At 55.9% G+C, this 16,787-nt stretch carries 8 protein-coding genes; all 8 read right to left on the bottom strand.

Annotated elements, in window-relative coordinates; translation table 11 throughout:
* Positions 1-63 precede the first annotated feature (63 nt).
* The 8 genes from AABZ39_05995 to AABZ39_05960 all read right to left on the bottom strand — a co-directional run bounded on the left by AABZ39_05995 (position 64) and on the right by AABZ39_05960 (position 16,562).
* Positions 64-2,901 (bottom strand): sugar-binding protein, encoded by a 2,838-nt coding sequence (locus AABZ39_05995; protein MEK6794306.1) that lies wholly within the window; start codon positions 2,899-2,901, stop codon positions 64-66.
* A gap of 13 nt (positions 2,902-2,914) precedes the next feature.
* Entirely contained in the window at positions 2,915-3,733 is an 819-nt protein-coding gene (locus AABZ39_05990; GenBank protein MEK6794305.1) for a hypothetical protein, read from the bottom strand.
* A 13-nt stretch (positions 3,734-3,746) separates the two neighbouring features.
* Positions 3,747-4,772 (bottom strand): LacI family DNA-binding transcriptional regulator, encoded by a 1,026-nt coding sequence (locus AABZ39_05985; protein ID MEK6794304.1) that lies wholly within the window; start codon positions 4,770-4,772, stop codon positions 3,747-3,749.
* Between the two features lie 120 nt (positions 4,773-4,892).
* Positions 4,893-6,899 (bottom strand): hypothetical protein, encoded by a 2,007-nt coding sequence (locus tag AABZ39_05980; protein ID MEK6794303.1) that lies wholly within the window; start codon positions 6,897-6,899, stop codon positions 4,893-4,895.
* A 42-nt stretch (positions 6,900-6,941) separates the two neighbouring features.
* Entirely contained in the window at positions 6,942-9,899 is a 2,958-nt protein-coding gene (locus AABZ39_05975) for a glycosyl hydrolase family 28-related protein (GenBank protein ID MEK6794302.1), read from the bottom strand.
* A 127-nt stretch (positions 9,900-10,026) separates the two neighbouring features.
* Positions 10,027-14,499 (bottom strand): hypothetical protein, encoded by a 4,473-nt coding sequence (locus AABZ39_05970; GenBank protein MEK6794301.1) that lies wholly within the window; start codon positions 14,497-14,499, stop codon positions 10,027-10,029.
* A 20-nt stretch (positions 14,500-14,519) separates the two neighbouring features.
* Positions 14,520-15,608: a substrate-binding domain-containing protein gene (locus tag AABZ39_05965; protein ID MEK6794300.1), complete on the bottom strand. Its 1,089-nt coding sequence runs from the start codon at positions 15,606-15,608 to the stop codon at positions 14,520-14,522.
* Positions 15,609-15,749: 141 nt separating this feature from the next.
* Positions 15,750-16,562, bottom strand: coding sequence for a formate/nitrite transporter family protein (locus tag AABZ39_05960; GenBank protein ID MEK6794299.1), 813 nt, complete (start codon positions 16,560-16,562; stop codon positions 15,750-15,752).
* Between the last annotated feature and the right edge of the window lie 225 nt (positions 16,563-16,787).

Here is a 16,787-nt window from a genome sequence, read left to right as displayed (position 1 = left end):
CTATGGATGATAAGATAATCCGTTACGGCAATTTGGCAAGCAGGCTAAGAGCATGCATGGATGCTATTCATACATTTCCACTTCATAAATTTCCGCACAGCGCTCGCCGGATTTTATCTTCGTCGTGATGATCTGCAGTTTCACCGTCGATGTCTTTTCCGGCATTTCGAACGTGATCGTCCGTTCTTTATTACCGGTCACATCACCGATAGACTTCCATTCGCCGAATTTCCATATCAGTGCCGAACAGTCTTCGATGGTGGCGGTATGAATGACGAGCTTCTTGAATTTCGGTGTAAAATTCGGGAATGACATTTCAAGACGTGCCGGCGCATCCTTTTTTATCGGTTTCGACCAGTTCGCCCAGCCGTAGGCATCGGTAATGCCGTCGCAGAGCGAGTAGAGCTTCGTTCCCATGTACGGGTCGGAGCTGTCATAATCGATCTCGCGTCCGCGGCCGTAAAGTATGTTCCCCGGTCTCTTGAGCGCGGCATTCGCAGCATCAAGCTCTTTCAGGAAGTCCGCGGTAGACTGCAGTCCCTCGCCGCGCTTGGGGTTCATAAGTATGCGTGTGCCGTAGGCGCCGAGCGAGAGCGTGAACGATCCGTTGACCACGTTCACTGTGCCGTCCTCGCGGTAGCCAAAGAGCGTTGTTGTACCGAGCTTTGGGCACGATACCGACACGGCTGCCTGTTTCGGAAGGACGTTCGCGCTCACCACGAGCACGGTGTTTTTGTGTCTGCGTACGAGCACATCCACGGCATCATCATCCGAGCGTACCGTCGCAGGAAGTATCTCGTCGCCGCCGCCGAGGAGCGCGGGCTCAAGATCGGCGAGCGATTCATAGATAAAATCGGTGCCCATGCGCAGGTCCATGGAATTGTGCGACCAGCAGTAGGTGAACGGCACGAACCCCTTGCATCCGTTTGCGACAGCCGACCAGAACATGCAGTTGTATTCGATGAAGTTCGGGTTGTGTGCGAACGGGTCTTGGAATTCATACGAGAATGCCTGCTGGCAGAGCCAGGGTGCTATACGCCCCTTGCCCGCCGATGCAACGGTACGAAGCTGATCGCGTATGCTTTTCATCGGTGTGGAAAGACGGCGCACGCCGTTCGCATCGATCACCGGGCTTATGTACGGGTGCGGCGCGAGAATGTCCGCGCATTCGGTGTACAGTTCCGGCGCTCGGGTGATGATCTGTACCGGGCGATAGGGATCGTTCTTTTTTATGTATCGGTACAAGTGACGCAGATATACCGGCGATACACCGCGGCATTCCGGTTCATCTTCTAGATAATACCAGAGGAGATTCATGTTCGTACGGTTATCGTCGATGCGCTTTTTGAGCGTGTCGAATATCTTCTGCGAGGGCTCCACATCGAGCTTCGTGCGGGGTGTCTCCGCTTTGTCGATGCGTTCAGCCTGCATGTTCTGGATGCATTCCCATGCATTCACGTGTTTCGTTATAGGCCCTTCATTACCTGCGCTCCGTATCGCACGGCTTACCATCCATGTGCCGCCGCCGTTATACCAGGAACGTATGAACATCGGTTTGCCGTTGAGTACGAAATTGAGGTCCTTGTCGATATAGGCGATGCTCCCGGGGAACGGGGGAAGTTTCCGTATGACGGTACTGCCCTCGGCAAGTGTTGCGCCTGCGCCGACCGCTCTGGCTGCGACGGTATGATCGCCTTCAGCTATGCCGCCCGGCAGTGAGAAGTGATATTTCCCGTTACGGAGTACCGCCGGCGCACGGGCGCTCCCCATGCTCACCTCAACGCGCGCGTTCGCGGCCTTTTCCTTCGCGATGTTGAGCGTTACCGATCCTTCGATCGCGCCGACCGTTTGTCCCGGGAAAACAGCGTTCCCGTAAAATGGCGATGTAATGTCGATGACAAGCGGGGTATATTCAGAGCGCACCGGGTAGAACATATCAGCGATGATGTCACCGCCGCTTATTCGAAGCACGGTGTGCAGATACTGCTTCCCCAGTCTCGATATCCTGATGTTCGGAACGGATATCCTGTTCTCCCCCGCGCTCACGGTAATGCCGTGCGAGGCGATGACGGTGTTCTCTTCGTCTTTCACTTCGACACTGTAGGTCCCGGCGGTATGCAGGAAAGCAGTGATCTTCATGTCGAGCGAGCCAGAATAGGTGCCGGCATCATGCCCGTTGAGTATCGTTTCCATGAATGTGATGCGGATATCATGTTTCGCATCCTTTTTCGGCATGCCGCTTGCGGCCTGGAAATTGTCCGGCTCATGGAATCCTTTTACGAGCGAGCTCCAGGTGGAAAGTTCAGGGACGGTCTGCCGTTCACGGCACAAATTTAATTTCCATGTCGTGCCGAAATTCTTTGCATCGGTATAGTAGAGCGCCGAGAGCGGTATACGCACCTCAACGCTCCAGAACGTATCGTCCTTATGGACAGCGGCTTCCCAATTCCCCGTGTATTCGCCGATGGTGGTATTCCCTTTCTCGATGAAGTAACCGTCCCAGAGATCACCGCCTGCGCTTATTGCATATTGATAGTAGGTGTTCCCTTTGCCTTCCGGATCGAAGAAGAGCTCGACTAAGTCCTGTGAGAATGTCCCCATGTTGTCACGGCCGAATGTTGCGGCTTTGAGCTTTGCCATCTCCGGCTCATCGAGGCGAATGCCGATATATACGGCGGTGCTGTCCGTGATCACGCGGAATTCCGTTTTTACCGGCGCGGACGGCTTTTCGCGTATCTTGAGCCACCTGAACGCCCCGGAAGACGGGGCGCTCTGCCACGATGCTTCATCCAGTTTCCCGTCAAGGACGATGGCCGCGGCATTTCCTGCCTTTATCGTCTGTGTGAATGCCGCTCCTGTGCACAGTGCGGCCGCGATGATGGTGCGTATGACTTGTTCCATGATCATCCCCTCGCTATTTCTTCAGAACGAATTCGCACGGGTTACAGGTCCAGAGCGGGAGTTTCACGCCGCCGCCGAGAATGTTGGCCGAGATGAAGAGCCGCCCGGGCTTGAACGTTTCGCCGGGCTTGAGCCTGTCGCCGGCGCACGATGCAAGCGATATCGATGTCGCCCATATTTTCGCATTGCCGTTCTCCGGTTTCAGCTGAAAGCGTGTCTGCCCGTTCACCGTCAGCTGCGGCATCATATAGCTGTCGTAGAATGCGATCGTCACATCCTCGCTTTCCTCGGCCATGATAACGCGCACGGTGAGCGAATCACCGAGCTCTACCTTCTGTTTCGCCTCGATGGCAGGCGATGATATCTCTATGTAGTATTCCGGTGTTTTGACCATTTTCATGTACGAAAAAGTCACCTCCGCTCCGTGCAGATCGATGCGCATGGGTTTATCGCCGCTCACTTCCGGCTTGTACGGCATGAAGGCGAATATGCCCTTTGGTATCACCGTCACCGGACCGGTGCTTATCCTGCCGCTCGCGCCGGAGTTGAAATAGAGCCCCTTATAGCCGTCGCGGTTAAGGATATTGACGATCTCAAAGACGAACCAGGGATGCGAAGCGCTGACAGGGATATTCTGCTGCGTGTACACCCGTTTCGGGTCGCCGGTCGCTTTCATGATAAAACCGTTCGCGGTTGATTCAAAGTCGAGCCCCGAACTCCATCCGCCGGGCATATCTGCCCCGTTCTCGATCCAGAGCGTGTTCGCGTCGGGTGCCTTTACGAGCGCTGCGCTGAGCGAAGCTGTGAAGAATAGGATGATGGCTGCTTTCATACGTGCCTCCGTACTATTTTGATGCGTGCGGACCGATCGATCCGCGTTCCATGAGCGCGGTCGGTATGACGACGGTGCGTGGTGGCCTGCCGGCTATCAGTTCCTCCGCCATGAATGCCGCCGATGTCGCCATTGTTTCGATGTCCTGCTCTATCGATGCAAGCTGCGGTGCCGAAGAGAGACAGGCGATGGTGTTGTCAAATCCGACAATGCTCAGGTCTTCCGGCACACGCATGCCCATCGCGCGCGCGTGTGAAAGGAGCAGGAGCGCGTACACATCGCCCATGGTGACGACAGCGGTAGGCGGTATGGCGGATGCGTGCCACGATGCAACGGCGTCTTTCGCGTACGACGAGACCTCTTCGTATGTACCGTCCCTGCGCGGCGGTGTAACGATATATCCAGTGTGTGCCGAAAGGCCGAGCGATGAACATGCGTTCGTATAGCCGGCAAGACGCTCCTTCGAATGAGCGTTCAACGGTGTCATCCCGAAGAAAGCTATCGCACGATGTCCCATCTCGTGAAGGCGTTTCACCGCTGCTGCGATGCCGCCTTTATTGTCCGGCATGACCGAGGAATAGAGTTGTGCGTCCGGCGACGGACGGTTGAGGAATATGACAGGGCATTCCATGGCGGCGATGCTTTTTTCCGGAAGATCCCGTCCTGTGATGACAGCATCGTAGCCGCGTTCCGACACGGTGCGGAGGGCTTTTGCGGCGTCAGCATGCGTGGCAACCGCGAGCGCATACCCCTTGCCGTCCAGGGTATCGGCGAGCGAACCGATGAAGCGCTGATAGTACGCCTCTGTCACTTCGGATTCGAATGAGCGGGCGTCGAGCAGATACGCGATCGTATTCGTCCGCGTCTGTTCTTTACGGACGAAACGGAGGCGATAGCCGGACTTCTGCGCAATGGAGAGTATTTTCCGCTTCGTTCCCTCGGAAATTGCGGCATTCTTCCTGCCGCTCAATACCATGGACGCCGCGGTCTGCGATACCCCGGCGCGTTTCGCTATCTCTTTTTGCGTTATCGGTTTCATTAATATTATTAGTAATAATATTAACACATCGGTCGCCGATTGTCAAGGTGTTTGTCAGCATTCCCCCTGCTGTGGATTTTTCCATTTCTCCGAACTCCCTGAAATGGTCGAAGGCGGATGTCATTCTCTATCGCCGATGCCCGCAATAAGCGGCCCCCAGAAGTATTCCAGTTTCTGCCAGGGGAAATAGCCGGGCACCGAGGTGAACGGCTCGTCCATGAACGGCAGTGCCCCTGCATCGATGCCGTCAATGCTGATCGGGGTCACGGTGTCGATAACGCGTCCATTGACGGCGGCGAAACGCGGGATCAGCGCATCCGCACTCGCGGAGAGTTCTATTTCAAGTGCTTTGCGTACCGATGACACTGGACGTCGGCAGCGTACGCGGCGTGTTGTCCAGTAAAAATCCGAGAACTCGATACGCGCACAGGCTTCGGCGAACAGAGCAAGCGACGGGTACTCATCAATGGATGCATGCTCGATGTAATACCCGCCGTGCATATGGCAGAGCTCTTCGCGGCTGAACGTTCGTTTGTCCCCGGAGTAGAACAGCGTTTCGATGACCTCGTAGCTGTTCACTTTTTTCAGCGAGACCGCTATCGTGCGTTCGGGGATGGAGAATGCCAACGGACGTATGCCGATGAATAGCCGGCCGCGTTTCACGCATATCCATTCCCCGTGCCGCGCGGTGCCGCTCCATGACGATGCCGCGTTCTTGCCGATCATGATCCCATCCGCGCCGCGGACATGCGACGGGAATATGAAGAGCTCGCGCAGCGAGGACATCTCGGTCGACTTTTTATTGCCGCGGTCATTCCCGAGCGACGGCTGCGGATTGGTGATCAGAAGTACGGTCGGACCGTCCTGCACGGTGAGCGTATCCGTATGCGATGCGATATTGTCCGCCTCGCCGCAGTTCGAATATCCCGCGGATGCCGTATTCCCCGGTGCATCATCATTGATGAGGAATTTCGTGAATGCCGTGCCGCGGTCCTGCCATGACCGTACGCTGTCTGTATAGCGGTAGTCGGCAAAATAGTTCATCGTCTGTTCGCCGCCGAGCCACTGCGTATCAGTTGTGCCCACGGCAAAATCGGGGGTCATGTATGTCTCAATGCGGCAGGGATGTGCTGCATAGCCGGCGCTCCCGGCGATATCGGAACAGTCGCCGACCTCGGCAGTTGCGGCAGCGCGGAACGGATAGCGCTTTTTGAAAAAGAGGTCATCGATATTCTCCGGCAGATGATATGATCCGCTCGCGAACCACGACATCTGCGCACCATTGAACGGCACATCGTTCATGTGATGGAGCACAAGGCCGTCATGATCGCCGAAGAGCGAGAGCGGGGAGGGGGATGCCGCATCGCCGAGCACGAACCAGAGGAGCGATGAAAGGCAGCTTGCATGACCGAGCATGTCGGCCGTATAGGCGCGTGCATACGGGCCGGATATCATTTTTGTCTCCGGATGGAAGCGCGCAGCGATATCATACCAGAGGCGATGTTCGATCTTGAGCGCGAGTGACCGTGCTTCGGCATTTTCGGCATGAGATGCGATCTCCGCCATGGCGTGCACGGTAAGCGGTGTGTATGTCGGCGAATTGAATTCGCTGTTAATGCCGCGGCGTATGAGCTGTGCGCGAAGCTGCATGAGATTGTGTATGCCGTGTTCGACCGCTGCTGTATCACCGAGCATTTCTCCGCCGAGTATAAGCCCCATGGTCGCCTTCGCCGGCATATTGTCATTGTAGCCGTGGAACTGATAATCCGGCTGGCGATTCCCGGGAAAGAGGCCGAATCCGTCGCGAACAAGGTTTTCGAGCATTTCGCGAACGTCCTTTCCCATCACATCCCGATACTTCATAAGAAGCAGTACAGCGATGTTCGTATCGAAGATGTTAAAGTGTATCGTGCCGCGGGCGGTCTTTTGCGCAGTGTTGCCCTTGCGGATAATCGCATCGGCCAACGCTGATGTCCCGACAGCGTAGAGTGAACAGCATATCCAGAACCGTTCACGCGTTTCGGCCGGTGTTGATGTAAGGCGCCAGTCGCCGCTCTCGGAATACCAGGTGCATGCTGCGCGCGATGCCTCCATGCAGTATGCACGTATCCTTTCATTCGTATCCATTATCTGCTCCATTATTCGGCGTGTGCGAGGCAGTGTCCGGTATCAGCGTCCATGATTGATGCGCCGGTCAAGCGCTCCAAGTTTCCTGAGATCATCGAATGCCCTGCTGAGCGATACAAGCGCGGACGTATCATCGGAATCGTTCGCGCCGGACGCATCGACCACGTTTAAGCCCGAAGGGACCCTGCTGTGATTGCCGAAGAAGAATGCCCTGCAATTGCCGTCTATCTTTGTCACCGGAACTGTGTCGTAAAACATGCTCCCGAACACGTATAACGAACACGGCTGCTCGCCCTTCAGGGTGAACACCATCGGTTTCGGCACCATGAAGAACTGATGATGCCCTATGAAAACCTCGCCGGCATAATTTTTCACCGTTACCGGACCGGTCTCGGTTCCCATCTTCGCCCCCTGCACCGTGATCCTCCCCGGCGGGTCGCCGGCATTGCCGGTAAATTGGAAACCGTCATCCGCCTGCTCGATGTAGAAATCGCTCATCACCACGCTCTGGCTGTCATTCACATAGAGTTGATGCTGCGACTTCGTTCCCAGTCTCGTAAGAAAGCCGATAAACCCGTCACGCACCTTCGCCTTTCCCTCTATTGTAACAATGCCTTCATAGGTTGTATTCGCAAGAATGGTTGCGCTCGCCGAATCCGTTATGCGCACATTGCCTTCGAGGTGTTTTATGTGCACAAACGCATTCTTTGAAAGCCCTTCGAGCCGAAGACCCTTACGGTTGGCCTGTTTTTGATAAATCCCGAACACGGTCACCATGTCATAGGTCATCGATGACATCGCGCCCGAGCCCGTCTGCCGGATATCGATGCCATTGTTCATCGCCGCATCACACCCGATCGCGATGTTCTCAAGGACAACGTTGCGCGGGTCATGCACCGCAATGATCGTGCCGTCTGCCGGGCCTTTCCAGACGATATGTGTGCGAAAACCGCTTCCGCCGACAGTAAAATCGCTTCCGATGATCTTTATCGTGTCGCTCACGAGATAGGTGCCTGCGGGGAGATAGGCGATCGATCGCTTGCCGTACGAACGTGCCGCATCGATAGCGTGAATGATAGCGGCAGTGTCGTCGGCAACGCCGTCGCCCTTTGCACCGAAGTCGCGTTTTGCATCGAAGACCTTTGTAGGGATGTCTATATCCGCGTTGAGCGCACGTTCATTGATGCTGATGCCTAGCGCGTTCACTTTGCCCCTCGGGATTTCATACACGGTGCCGTCCTTCGGATTCCTTACCAGCGGCAGCCCGCCGGATACCGTGTTCATCGATGATATGATGCGCTGTCCTTTCTGAACGATCTTGACCGGTGCATTGCCGTCGGGAACGCGAAAATCACAATCGAATATCGTCACCGGCGCACCGCCCGCCCTGACAGCGCCCTCCGAACCACTCCAGCCGCTTACGGTGCAATTTTCGATCGTTATGGGCGAGACGCTCGCCTGGTGATCAATGAACAGGCGCGAACCGACGGATACGCAGCGGCGCACCGAACTGGAATGTATGCTCTGCATGGAGATGTCCGCGACGCGACTTTCTTCAAAACGGGAGTTTCGTACGTAGAAATTCCCATGCACATCCTCTATGGCCATGCCGCAGCGGATGAACTCGCAGCCGTCGATGGTATTGTCATAGTCGTTGAAGTTGAAGAACGAAATACCCCGCTCGCATGCTTCGAATAGGCAGTTCTCATAGAGAATTTCCGCCGATGCCACCGTGCGTTTCGGATCGACACGGACGCCGCTGATCGTGAAACCGAGGAAGGCCTCATGCTCATGGGTCAGCTGTGTTTCATAGCGGACCGCACTGTGCTCGATGCCGATGCCGGCAACACCGCGCCCGTCCCACACGATGCCCGTGATGCGCGAACGGTGCATTCCGTGGGTGACGAACATGCGCCCGTCCTTCTCCCCATCCCAGACGATGCGGGTATCGCGTCCGTGCCCCACGATGCGCATACCGCCGATGCCGCCCGGCGGCACGTTGAGCACTAATGTCTTGGTGATGCGATAGGTTCCCGACGGAAAAAACACCGTCGTCCCTTCGCCGGCGGCTGTGAGCGCGAACTGCAGTGCCGCCGTATCGTCGGTCTTTCCGTCACCTTTCGCCTTGAGCGGATGGTCGCTTTTCACGTTCTGCCAGTCGCTTCGTTCTTCCCAATCCATGCGTGGAAACCGTTTCAGCGTTTCACTTGATGTCATGGCAATGGCCTCCTGCAGTGTGCTGCCCGTTTCCTGTGCACTGTCATCGCCTAACGATGCATCGGTGCCGGTGACGCGGACATTATCGAGCGATACATCCGTTTTTGCGGCAAGGGAAAAACCAGTAGCGATGACGATACGCCCATATTCCTCGGCAAGACCTGCGTCACGCTTGGCATAGACATCGAACGTGCGTCTCTCCTTGGTCTCGCCATCAGTTATGCGCAGCTTATATGTGCCGACGGCAGCGGATGCAGCCGGGAATCTGAGCGCCACACGGTACCAGCGTTTGGTGACAAGCGGAAATGAGACCTGCTTGCCGTCCGTATCGAGGAGCAGGGCAGACTTTCCGTCCCCGGCCAGGCGAATACCGCCGCCGACCGCTTGGCCGGCGAGGACACGAATTGCAAGTGTGTCACCCATTGTATACACTTCATTCACTCGGATGTCGAAGGAAACAACGACGGCATCCTTCTGAGGCGAAAACGAGATATGCGCCTCACCCCGCGCACCGCTTGCGCTCGCATCATATATAAGAAGTGATGCCGCCCCTCCGTCGAACAATGAACCCCCGGCGATCGTGCTCACATCGACAACACCGTCGGGATGCGCCGCCTTGTGCAAGGCGCGAATGCCGGGCACATCCGGACCGACCGCGGTTCGCGGCGATGTGTTCACTGCAGTCTGTTCAAAATCGAGGATCAGTACGGTATCTCCCGCTGTAGCAGACAAGGTCGAGAACATACATGCGAAAATACTGGAATAGATGACCGATCGTCTCATATTGTATTCTCCATTATAGGAACCTCGAAAAACCCGTTTTTCGAGGGCATTCTTTTCGAAATGACGATGTTCGCTGGAGCGACAGCATCGGCGAGCAGCGAAAGAAGCGCAGTGAAGATGACCCGTCTCATTGGCCGCACATCTTCAGTGTGATCGACCGCACGCTCATCTGCGTTTCAGATATGCCTTCCCGGCTCCCCGGCTTCCCGTATTCCTGACCCGGACGCGGTATCGTCGCATACGGCCAGAGCGTGATGACGTTCTTCCCCGCAGTGACGAACGGGGTGATGTTTATCTCCGCACGTGTACCGAACGGATGGAGATATCCGTTGTATCCGATCGGCCGTCCGTTCACAAGAACGCTGCCGAGCCACTGGAATTCCGACGTGAGATGGAGATACACTTCTTTTCCGTTCCATGATGCGGGGACTTCGATGTCGCGGGTGAGGTATTGCCCTTTCACATCGCATGGTATGTTCACGGTATCGGAGGTGATGAAATCTCCCTTGAAAAGACGCCATGCTCCGGAAGCGTCTATCTCAGAAACGGCTTTTTTCTCCGCGGCGAGCCATACCGCACCGTTCAATCCCGACATCTCTTTCCCGCCTTTCACCTTCACCGCAAGGATATTGTTCCCGTCGGCAAGGAGCGATGTGACGTCGTAATTCAATGTCTGATTCCAGCGCTTGGTTTTGTAATTCGTCACGAATTTTCCATTGAGATAGAAATCACCCTCATCGAACACGATCGGCAGATCGAAGCTGTAAAGATTGAGCGTGATGCGGCGGCCTTTCCACTCCGCGGGCAGTTTGAACGCGGTGCGATACAGCCCCGTTCCGCTGTAATCCGATAATTCGTCGCGTTGCGAACCCCACGGTCCGGTCTTGATATCCGACCATCCGTCGCCTTTCACTTCAGCAGCCATCCATCCCGAGGACGATGCAGATCTGTCGTCGCGGTCGGCGATGAATTTCCAAGTGTCGATCGACAGCACCGACGGCGCTGTTTTCGGAATGGCAATGCGTTTCGCCTCGACGCGCTTCCAGTACGTGGTCTTTTCCTTCCACCATACGGGAATACCGCGTGCGAGCAGTGATCGTTTTACGCCGAATACCCGGAGCCCATATCCCTCGAACGACACGTTCTTTATCGTCGCCCATCCATCCGAACATGCCGCGCGGGCATCGCTTCGGTCTTTCATATCGATCACGACCGCCGCTGGATCGGATATGGCGAAGGATACGTCCGCAGAGATCGGATCTTTCTCGGCATTGAACGCGATGAGCCATTCTTCCAGTCCGTTCTTCGTTATGAACTTGCGGGTCCATACGGAAGGTGTCGATGATGAAGCGCTGCGTGCAACCCCCAGATCGGTGAAAAGCCGTTCGAAGAAGGCGCCTTCAAGTTCGCTTCCGGTGCGCCACACGCCGCTCACGTCCTTCCCGCTTCGCCAGAACGATGAACCGAGCACGATGACCGCACCCTTGCCGATCTTCCGATAGCCTACCGCTATGCTGCCGTCATCCCAGCGCGCGAGTGCGACAGCATCCTTTGCCGCGGCGCTGAGCCCCAGACCGGAATTCTTCGCGCTGTCATTACCCATGTGGTCGAGGCATATCCCGTCGCCGGAGAAGGACTTGCCTTCCCATTCCTTGAGCACGGGAATGCCCTTTGCGAACGTTATTGTCCCTTTCTTGTCGCGTGACGTCGGTGTGAGCCCGGAAAGCGCCGCGAGCGGGTACGATCCCGGTTCAAGCGATGTGTGGAGGCCCGTGTTGTGGAGCGCAATGAACACGCCGCCTTTTTCCACATACCGTTTTATCGAGGCGAGAAGATCATCGTCCATGATCTCATTACCGCAATCCATGAGCACGCGGTAATCGTCGATGAGGTTGAGCGAAAGCTCGCGTTCCGACGCGTACACATTATCGTAGTGTGCGTTCTGCAGTTCGCCGCGGCCGACATCCCAGCGCCAGGGGGCTTCGACGCCGAAGAGCATGTTCTGAGCGGTTCGGAGTATCACGATGTCCGGTTTTTCCCGCGTTGCCTTGCCGAAGAGGCGAATGTCGCGGGCATGGCGAGTGAACCACGCATTCGTCTTCTCCTCGAGCATGTAATCCTCGATGTCCCAGAACAGCGTATGCGCGCTGTCCCCGTCGATGGATATCCAGCTGAGAAGACGCGTGAGCGAATCACCGCGTGCGGTAGCCGACGGTTCGCTCGTGCCGTAGTATCCCGCGACAAAGCCGTAGCCCGGCCACCACGGGTGATACCACGCTTCGCGTCCGGTCATCTGCATTCCCATGCCGTATCGCACGCCGAGTTCATTTGCATAATTAGCCACCGGTGCGGAGGAGCCCGGTGAAAGGATGAATTGGCGTTCAGTATCGACCGCGCGGCAATTTTCCATCACCGGCGCATGCGTTTTATATACCGTATATGCCTGCCATTCCTTGAGATCGACGTATCGGGCGTTGGCTTCTTTCCCGAGGAAGGGGTATTTTTCAGGCTTTGTCGTCGTGAGCAGCACGGGTCCGAATATCTTTCCTTCACTGAATTCATTGTTGCCGGGTATTTTGATGACAAGCTCGTTCTTTCCGGCAATGAGCGCGTCGGCGGTGTCGGCACAGAACGGTTCCGGCAGTCCTGTCCCTTTGTACTCGCCGATGCTTTTCCCGTTCAGCCATACGAGATAGGTCCCTTTCGTGCGGTTCCATGCCGATATCGCAAGGTATTTCGTTTTTCCGCCGTTCGCCGCACACCAGTCCGCCGCATCGAACGCCGTCCTGTAGAACGATGTGCCCCACGGCAGAAATGCCTGTTCCTGGGACGGCTGCATTCTGAATGGTACCCATTTTCCGTCGTCCTCTGGAATGCTTGTTTCATCCTTTGCTTTACGCCAGTACCATTCACCGCCGATGCGGAGCGCTTTCTCATCAAGGCTGCCGTAGAAGGCGAGCGCATCGGGCATCATGACATCGTTCCAGCTTTTGAATCGCGATGCATCAGCATGCCAGCGTTTTCCGAGCGCGGGCAGATCATATTTCTTTACCGAGCGCAGATAATCGAGGAAGCTTGAAAGCCCGGCGGGGGAGTAATCCCAGAAGTCGCCAGTGCGCTCATGCATACCCATTTCGGCTCCCGGTGAACCGGCATAGGGATGCCAGCCGCCGACCGATGGGTCGTTGACGTATCGTTCCATCGCGAGGGCGACGTTCTGCGCATTGTAGCTTGCCGCAATGCCGTCGCTCTCATAATGCGCACCCGCGCATCCTGCTCCGCCCCAGGCACCGAGCAATGCTGTGGGCGAAGGCTGTTTCATGGCGAACGGCTCTTTGTTATGCACCCACAATGACACCTCGCCCATGCCCGGACACGGCACCGCCATGCCGCCATTTTTGCCGGCCTCGCGCACTTCATAATCCGAATCGGCGATCTGCAACACTCCCTCGGCGGGCGATTTTCCCCATGATGCCACGCCCTGGAAAGATATACCGCCGATACCGAACTGGTTCACGAACGGCCAGTGATTCTCGAGCCCCTGCTTTTTCACTGAGGACATCGAATGCGTATAGAATCGGAACGATCTGAGGTCATAGAAATCGAGATAGAGAGGGTACGATTTTGACGGAACAAAGAGCACATCGGGCGATATGATCATCGTCTCTTTTTCAAGCGCTGCGGCGAGGGCATTCTCGTTCTCCGCGCCGACGGCGAGTACACGCGTTTTCGCGCGCAGGAGCATGACAGCGCCGTAGGGCGGCCACATATGGACGATGATCTGTCTGCCTTTCACCGATAGAGTCTTTTCAGTATGCCCCGTCCCGGCATCCCAGAAAAGATCGGCGATGAGCTTGCCGAGGAGGAGATCCGCCTTTCCCTCATTCTCGCACATGAACTCTGCACGATCCGCGCCGAACGAGGTCGTGACCCTGCCGTAGCCGCGGAGATCGGCCGTCCCCGGTTGAGCGTCTACTGCCTTCGCCGACGTTGTTCTTTCCGGTTTCTGTGATACTTTTCCCATACTGGTTTCCTCGCGTATCAATGTGACATTATCGAACCACGCTTTGCCGCTTGTGTTCCTGAGCTGCAGAACGAAGCGTACGACCGCGGTGTCCGAAGCGGTCTCGAACGTTGAGGAGAACTCTTTCCAGTCGAATGTCCCGGACGATCCCGGCACGACCGTGCTTTTCCTGTTCTGCTTGTTCCAGAAATCGGATGCGGGCCCCGTGTTGTGCCAGACATAAACACCGTCGGTGCTGCTTATGTTCTCGCCTTTTACCGTGAGCCGTATGCGGTATTTCGTGTTCGGTAATGCGCCGACCATGGTTTCGACCGATGTGATCGTCGCTTCCCGGTTCTCGATGAGTATCGAATACGTCCCGTCCGCCGCCGTCGAGCTTTTCCGCACGGCCCCGCCCGGTTTTTCCTGTGCTGCCGTCCATCCATTGGGCAGCATTGTGTCCGGGAGCGTCGGCGTGCGTGCGGACACGGTCCCGGTGAACGGCTGCCATATCTCAAATCCGCCGTTCGTCAATATCGACTGTCCGCTGAGCGCGGCGATGCATATACTGCATGCAATGAAGATGCGAATGGTCATGCGTTGCCTCCATCAATCTGTTATGTATCGATCGTGCGGCGGGAAACATCCGAGGATGCACGGACGATCAATTCCGGTGTTATCACGATGCGCTCAGGGGTGAAATTCCTGGTGAGTATCCGTTCCGCTGCGATGCGCGCTATCTCTTCTTCTTTTATGGATACGCTCGTGAGCGGTACTTCCATGTGCGTGCACCACGGTGTATTGTCATGTCCGACAAGGGCAAGATCGTTCGGTACGGAGAGCCCGAGCTTTTTTATCACGCTGAAGGCGCGGACGATGCGGAAATCGCCGACGGAAAAAAGCGCTGTCGGCCGTGCCGGCGATGACAGCATCGTCTCCCACGCAAGAAGACGTTCGGCTTCGTCAGCCCCTTCTTCGAGGAGCATCGGCGCAAGCCTGTGCTTTTCAAGCGCATCGATATAGCCTTGTACGTAGCGGTGGCGGTATGCGACACGGCCGAGCAGTTCGCCGTGTATCCATTTGTATATCACGAGCGCTATGCGCGTATGCCCGAGCGAAGCGAGATGATCGGTCGCGGCGAATGCGCCGGCATAGGGGTCGGTCACAACTTCCACGGCATCAAGCCCCGGCAGCGTTTCGCTCACCCGTACGAACATGAGATGGCGTATCTTTTTTGCGGCGCTGCGGAAGAGTTTCCCGTTGACGATGGTGGCATCGCCTTCCATGACTATCGCTTCGGGATCGCGTGTCAGGACGCGCTCGATATGTTCAGCTGCGTGTAAGGCGAAATCGGGGTCGGCGGTGTCGTGCACGAGCGGGAGGAAGCCGCCGCGCTGAAGTGCGCTGATCATGGCGTTCGTCATCGGTTCGAAGGTATGGCCGGTGGTGCGGAGGAAAAGCCCGATGACATCGTTTCTCGTTCCGCATTTGCTTATAAAGGCTCCTTTACCGCGCACATGATAGAGTATGCCTTCGCTGACCAGTGACGATATCGCCTTATTCGCTGTCTTGAAATTGATGCCGTATTTCTCAGCGATCACCCGTTCCCCGGGTATACGCTCGGAATACACGCCTTTCTTGATATCTTGGCGTATCTCAGCGGCAATAGAGTCATACTTCATTTCCGGGACACGATTTTTTGACATTTTCACCTATATGGTGCACCATATAGGGCACCGTATGCTATAATATAGTCATTTTACCCGAAGATGTCAAGGAGAACGCATCATGCGCATCAGTGCACGCCGCAGCGGGGAGGCGTATTCTCAGTGGGAGCGATATTGGTGCTATGCTTTCGCTTTCCTGAAAAGCGTCACTATCTGCCGTATCCGATTGGGGTGTATCACAAGTATGAAAATGCCGCCGACGATATTACCGAGCGTTACCGGTATGAGATTCTTGAACATTATCGCCTGCTCGGAGAACGGCACGCCTTTGGAGAAGAGCCCGGCGGGTATGAGATACATGTTCGCCACGCAGTGATCGAATCCGGATGAAACGAACGCCATGATGGGAAGTATGCAGCAGAATATCTTTGAGATGATATCCTTTGCGAAGAACGAGAGTATGATGCCGAGTATGACCAGGATATTGCAGATCACACCTCGGATGAATGCCTGGGAGAAGGTAAGGCTCAGCTTTGCTTCGGCGACCTTTATCGCCATGAGTCCCATCGAACTCGGGTTGTCCGGTGTGCCGAACACTCCGGAATTGAACACCAGGAGCGCGAAGAGGTACGATGCGATGAAATTGCCGATATAGACGATAAGCCAGTTGAAGAGCATTTTCCGTATGCTGTAGAGGCGCGTGATGGTGCCGACGACCATCGTTACATTGCCGGTGAAGAGTTCCGCACCGGCGATAACGACGAGGACAAGGCCTACGCCGAACACTGCCCCGGCGATCATTCGCCCCATCCCCTGTTCCATGGCAACGAGGAAAAGATGTGATCCGACACCGATATAGAGTCCCGCGAGTATGGCGAGGAGAAAAAGCTGCCACGCACGCGTGTTCGCTTTCTTTATGCCGAGATTGGAGATCGTCGCCTGTACTTCCTTGACCGTATGTTTCGGGTCGTACGCTTGCTTTTGATCGCTCATGGTTTCACCAACTGCTGATTTGACCGCTCCGAGAACGACCATACTATACCATATTCGATTTTTAAATTCAACGCGTGCCGGCGCTTGGTGTGAGGCTTTCCTTTGTGGCAGCATTGAACGCCCGTTCGCTTGTTCGCCGTACTTCGACAGGCTCAGCACAAGTCGGCTCACGCAATGGCGCTTGACGCCGATAGGTGTTTCGTATACTATCCCGAACGTAAAGGG

The sequence above is a fragment of the Spirochaetota bacterium genome, assembly GCA_038043445.1.
Taxonomy (GTDB): domain Bacteria; phylum Spirochaetota; class Brachyspiria; order Brachyspirales; family JACRPF01; genus JBBTBY01.
The sequence above is the reverse complement of the archived record's forward strand: the minus strand, read 5'-3'. Positions and strand labels throughout refer to the sequence as shown.

What these genes read in the sequence shown, in the direction of transcription:
- AABZ39_05995 (MEK6794306.1), bottom strand. Translation starts at nt 2,901, where the DNA reads ATGGAACAAGTCATACGCACCATCATCGCGGCCGCACTGTGCACAGGA.
- AABZ39_05990 (MEK6794305.1), bottom strand. Translation starts at nt 3,733, where the DNA reads ATGAAAGCAGCCATCATCCTATTCTTCACAGCTTCGCTCAGCGCAGCG.
- AABZ39_05985 (MEK6794304.1), bottom strand. Translation starts at nt 4,772, where the DNA reads ATGAAACCGATAACGCAAAAAGAGATAGCGAAACGCGCCGGGGTATCG.
- AABZ39_05980 (MEK6794303.1), bottom strand. Translation starts at nt 6,899, where the DNA reads ATGGATACGAATGAAAGGATACGTGCATACTGCATGGAGGCATCGCGC.
- AABZ39_05975 (MEK6794302.1), bottom strand. Translation starts at nt 9,899, where the DNA reads ATGAGACGATCGGTCATCTATTCCAGTATTTTCGCATGTATGTTCTCG.
- AABZ39_05970 (MEK6794301.1), bottom strand. Translation starts at nt 14,499, where the DNA reads ATGACCATTCGCATCTTCATTGCATGCAGTATATGCATCGCCGCGCTC.
- AABZ39_05965 (MEK6794300.1), bottom strand. Translation starts at nt 15,608, where the DNA reads ATGTCAAAAAATCGTGTCCCGGAAATGAAGTATGACTCTATTGCCGCT.
- AABZ39_05960 (MEK6794299.1), bottom strand. Translation starts at nt 16,562, where the DNA reads ATGAGCGATCAAAAGCAAGCGTACGACCCGAAACATACGGTCAAGGAA.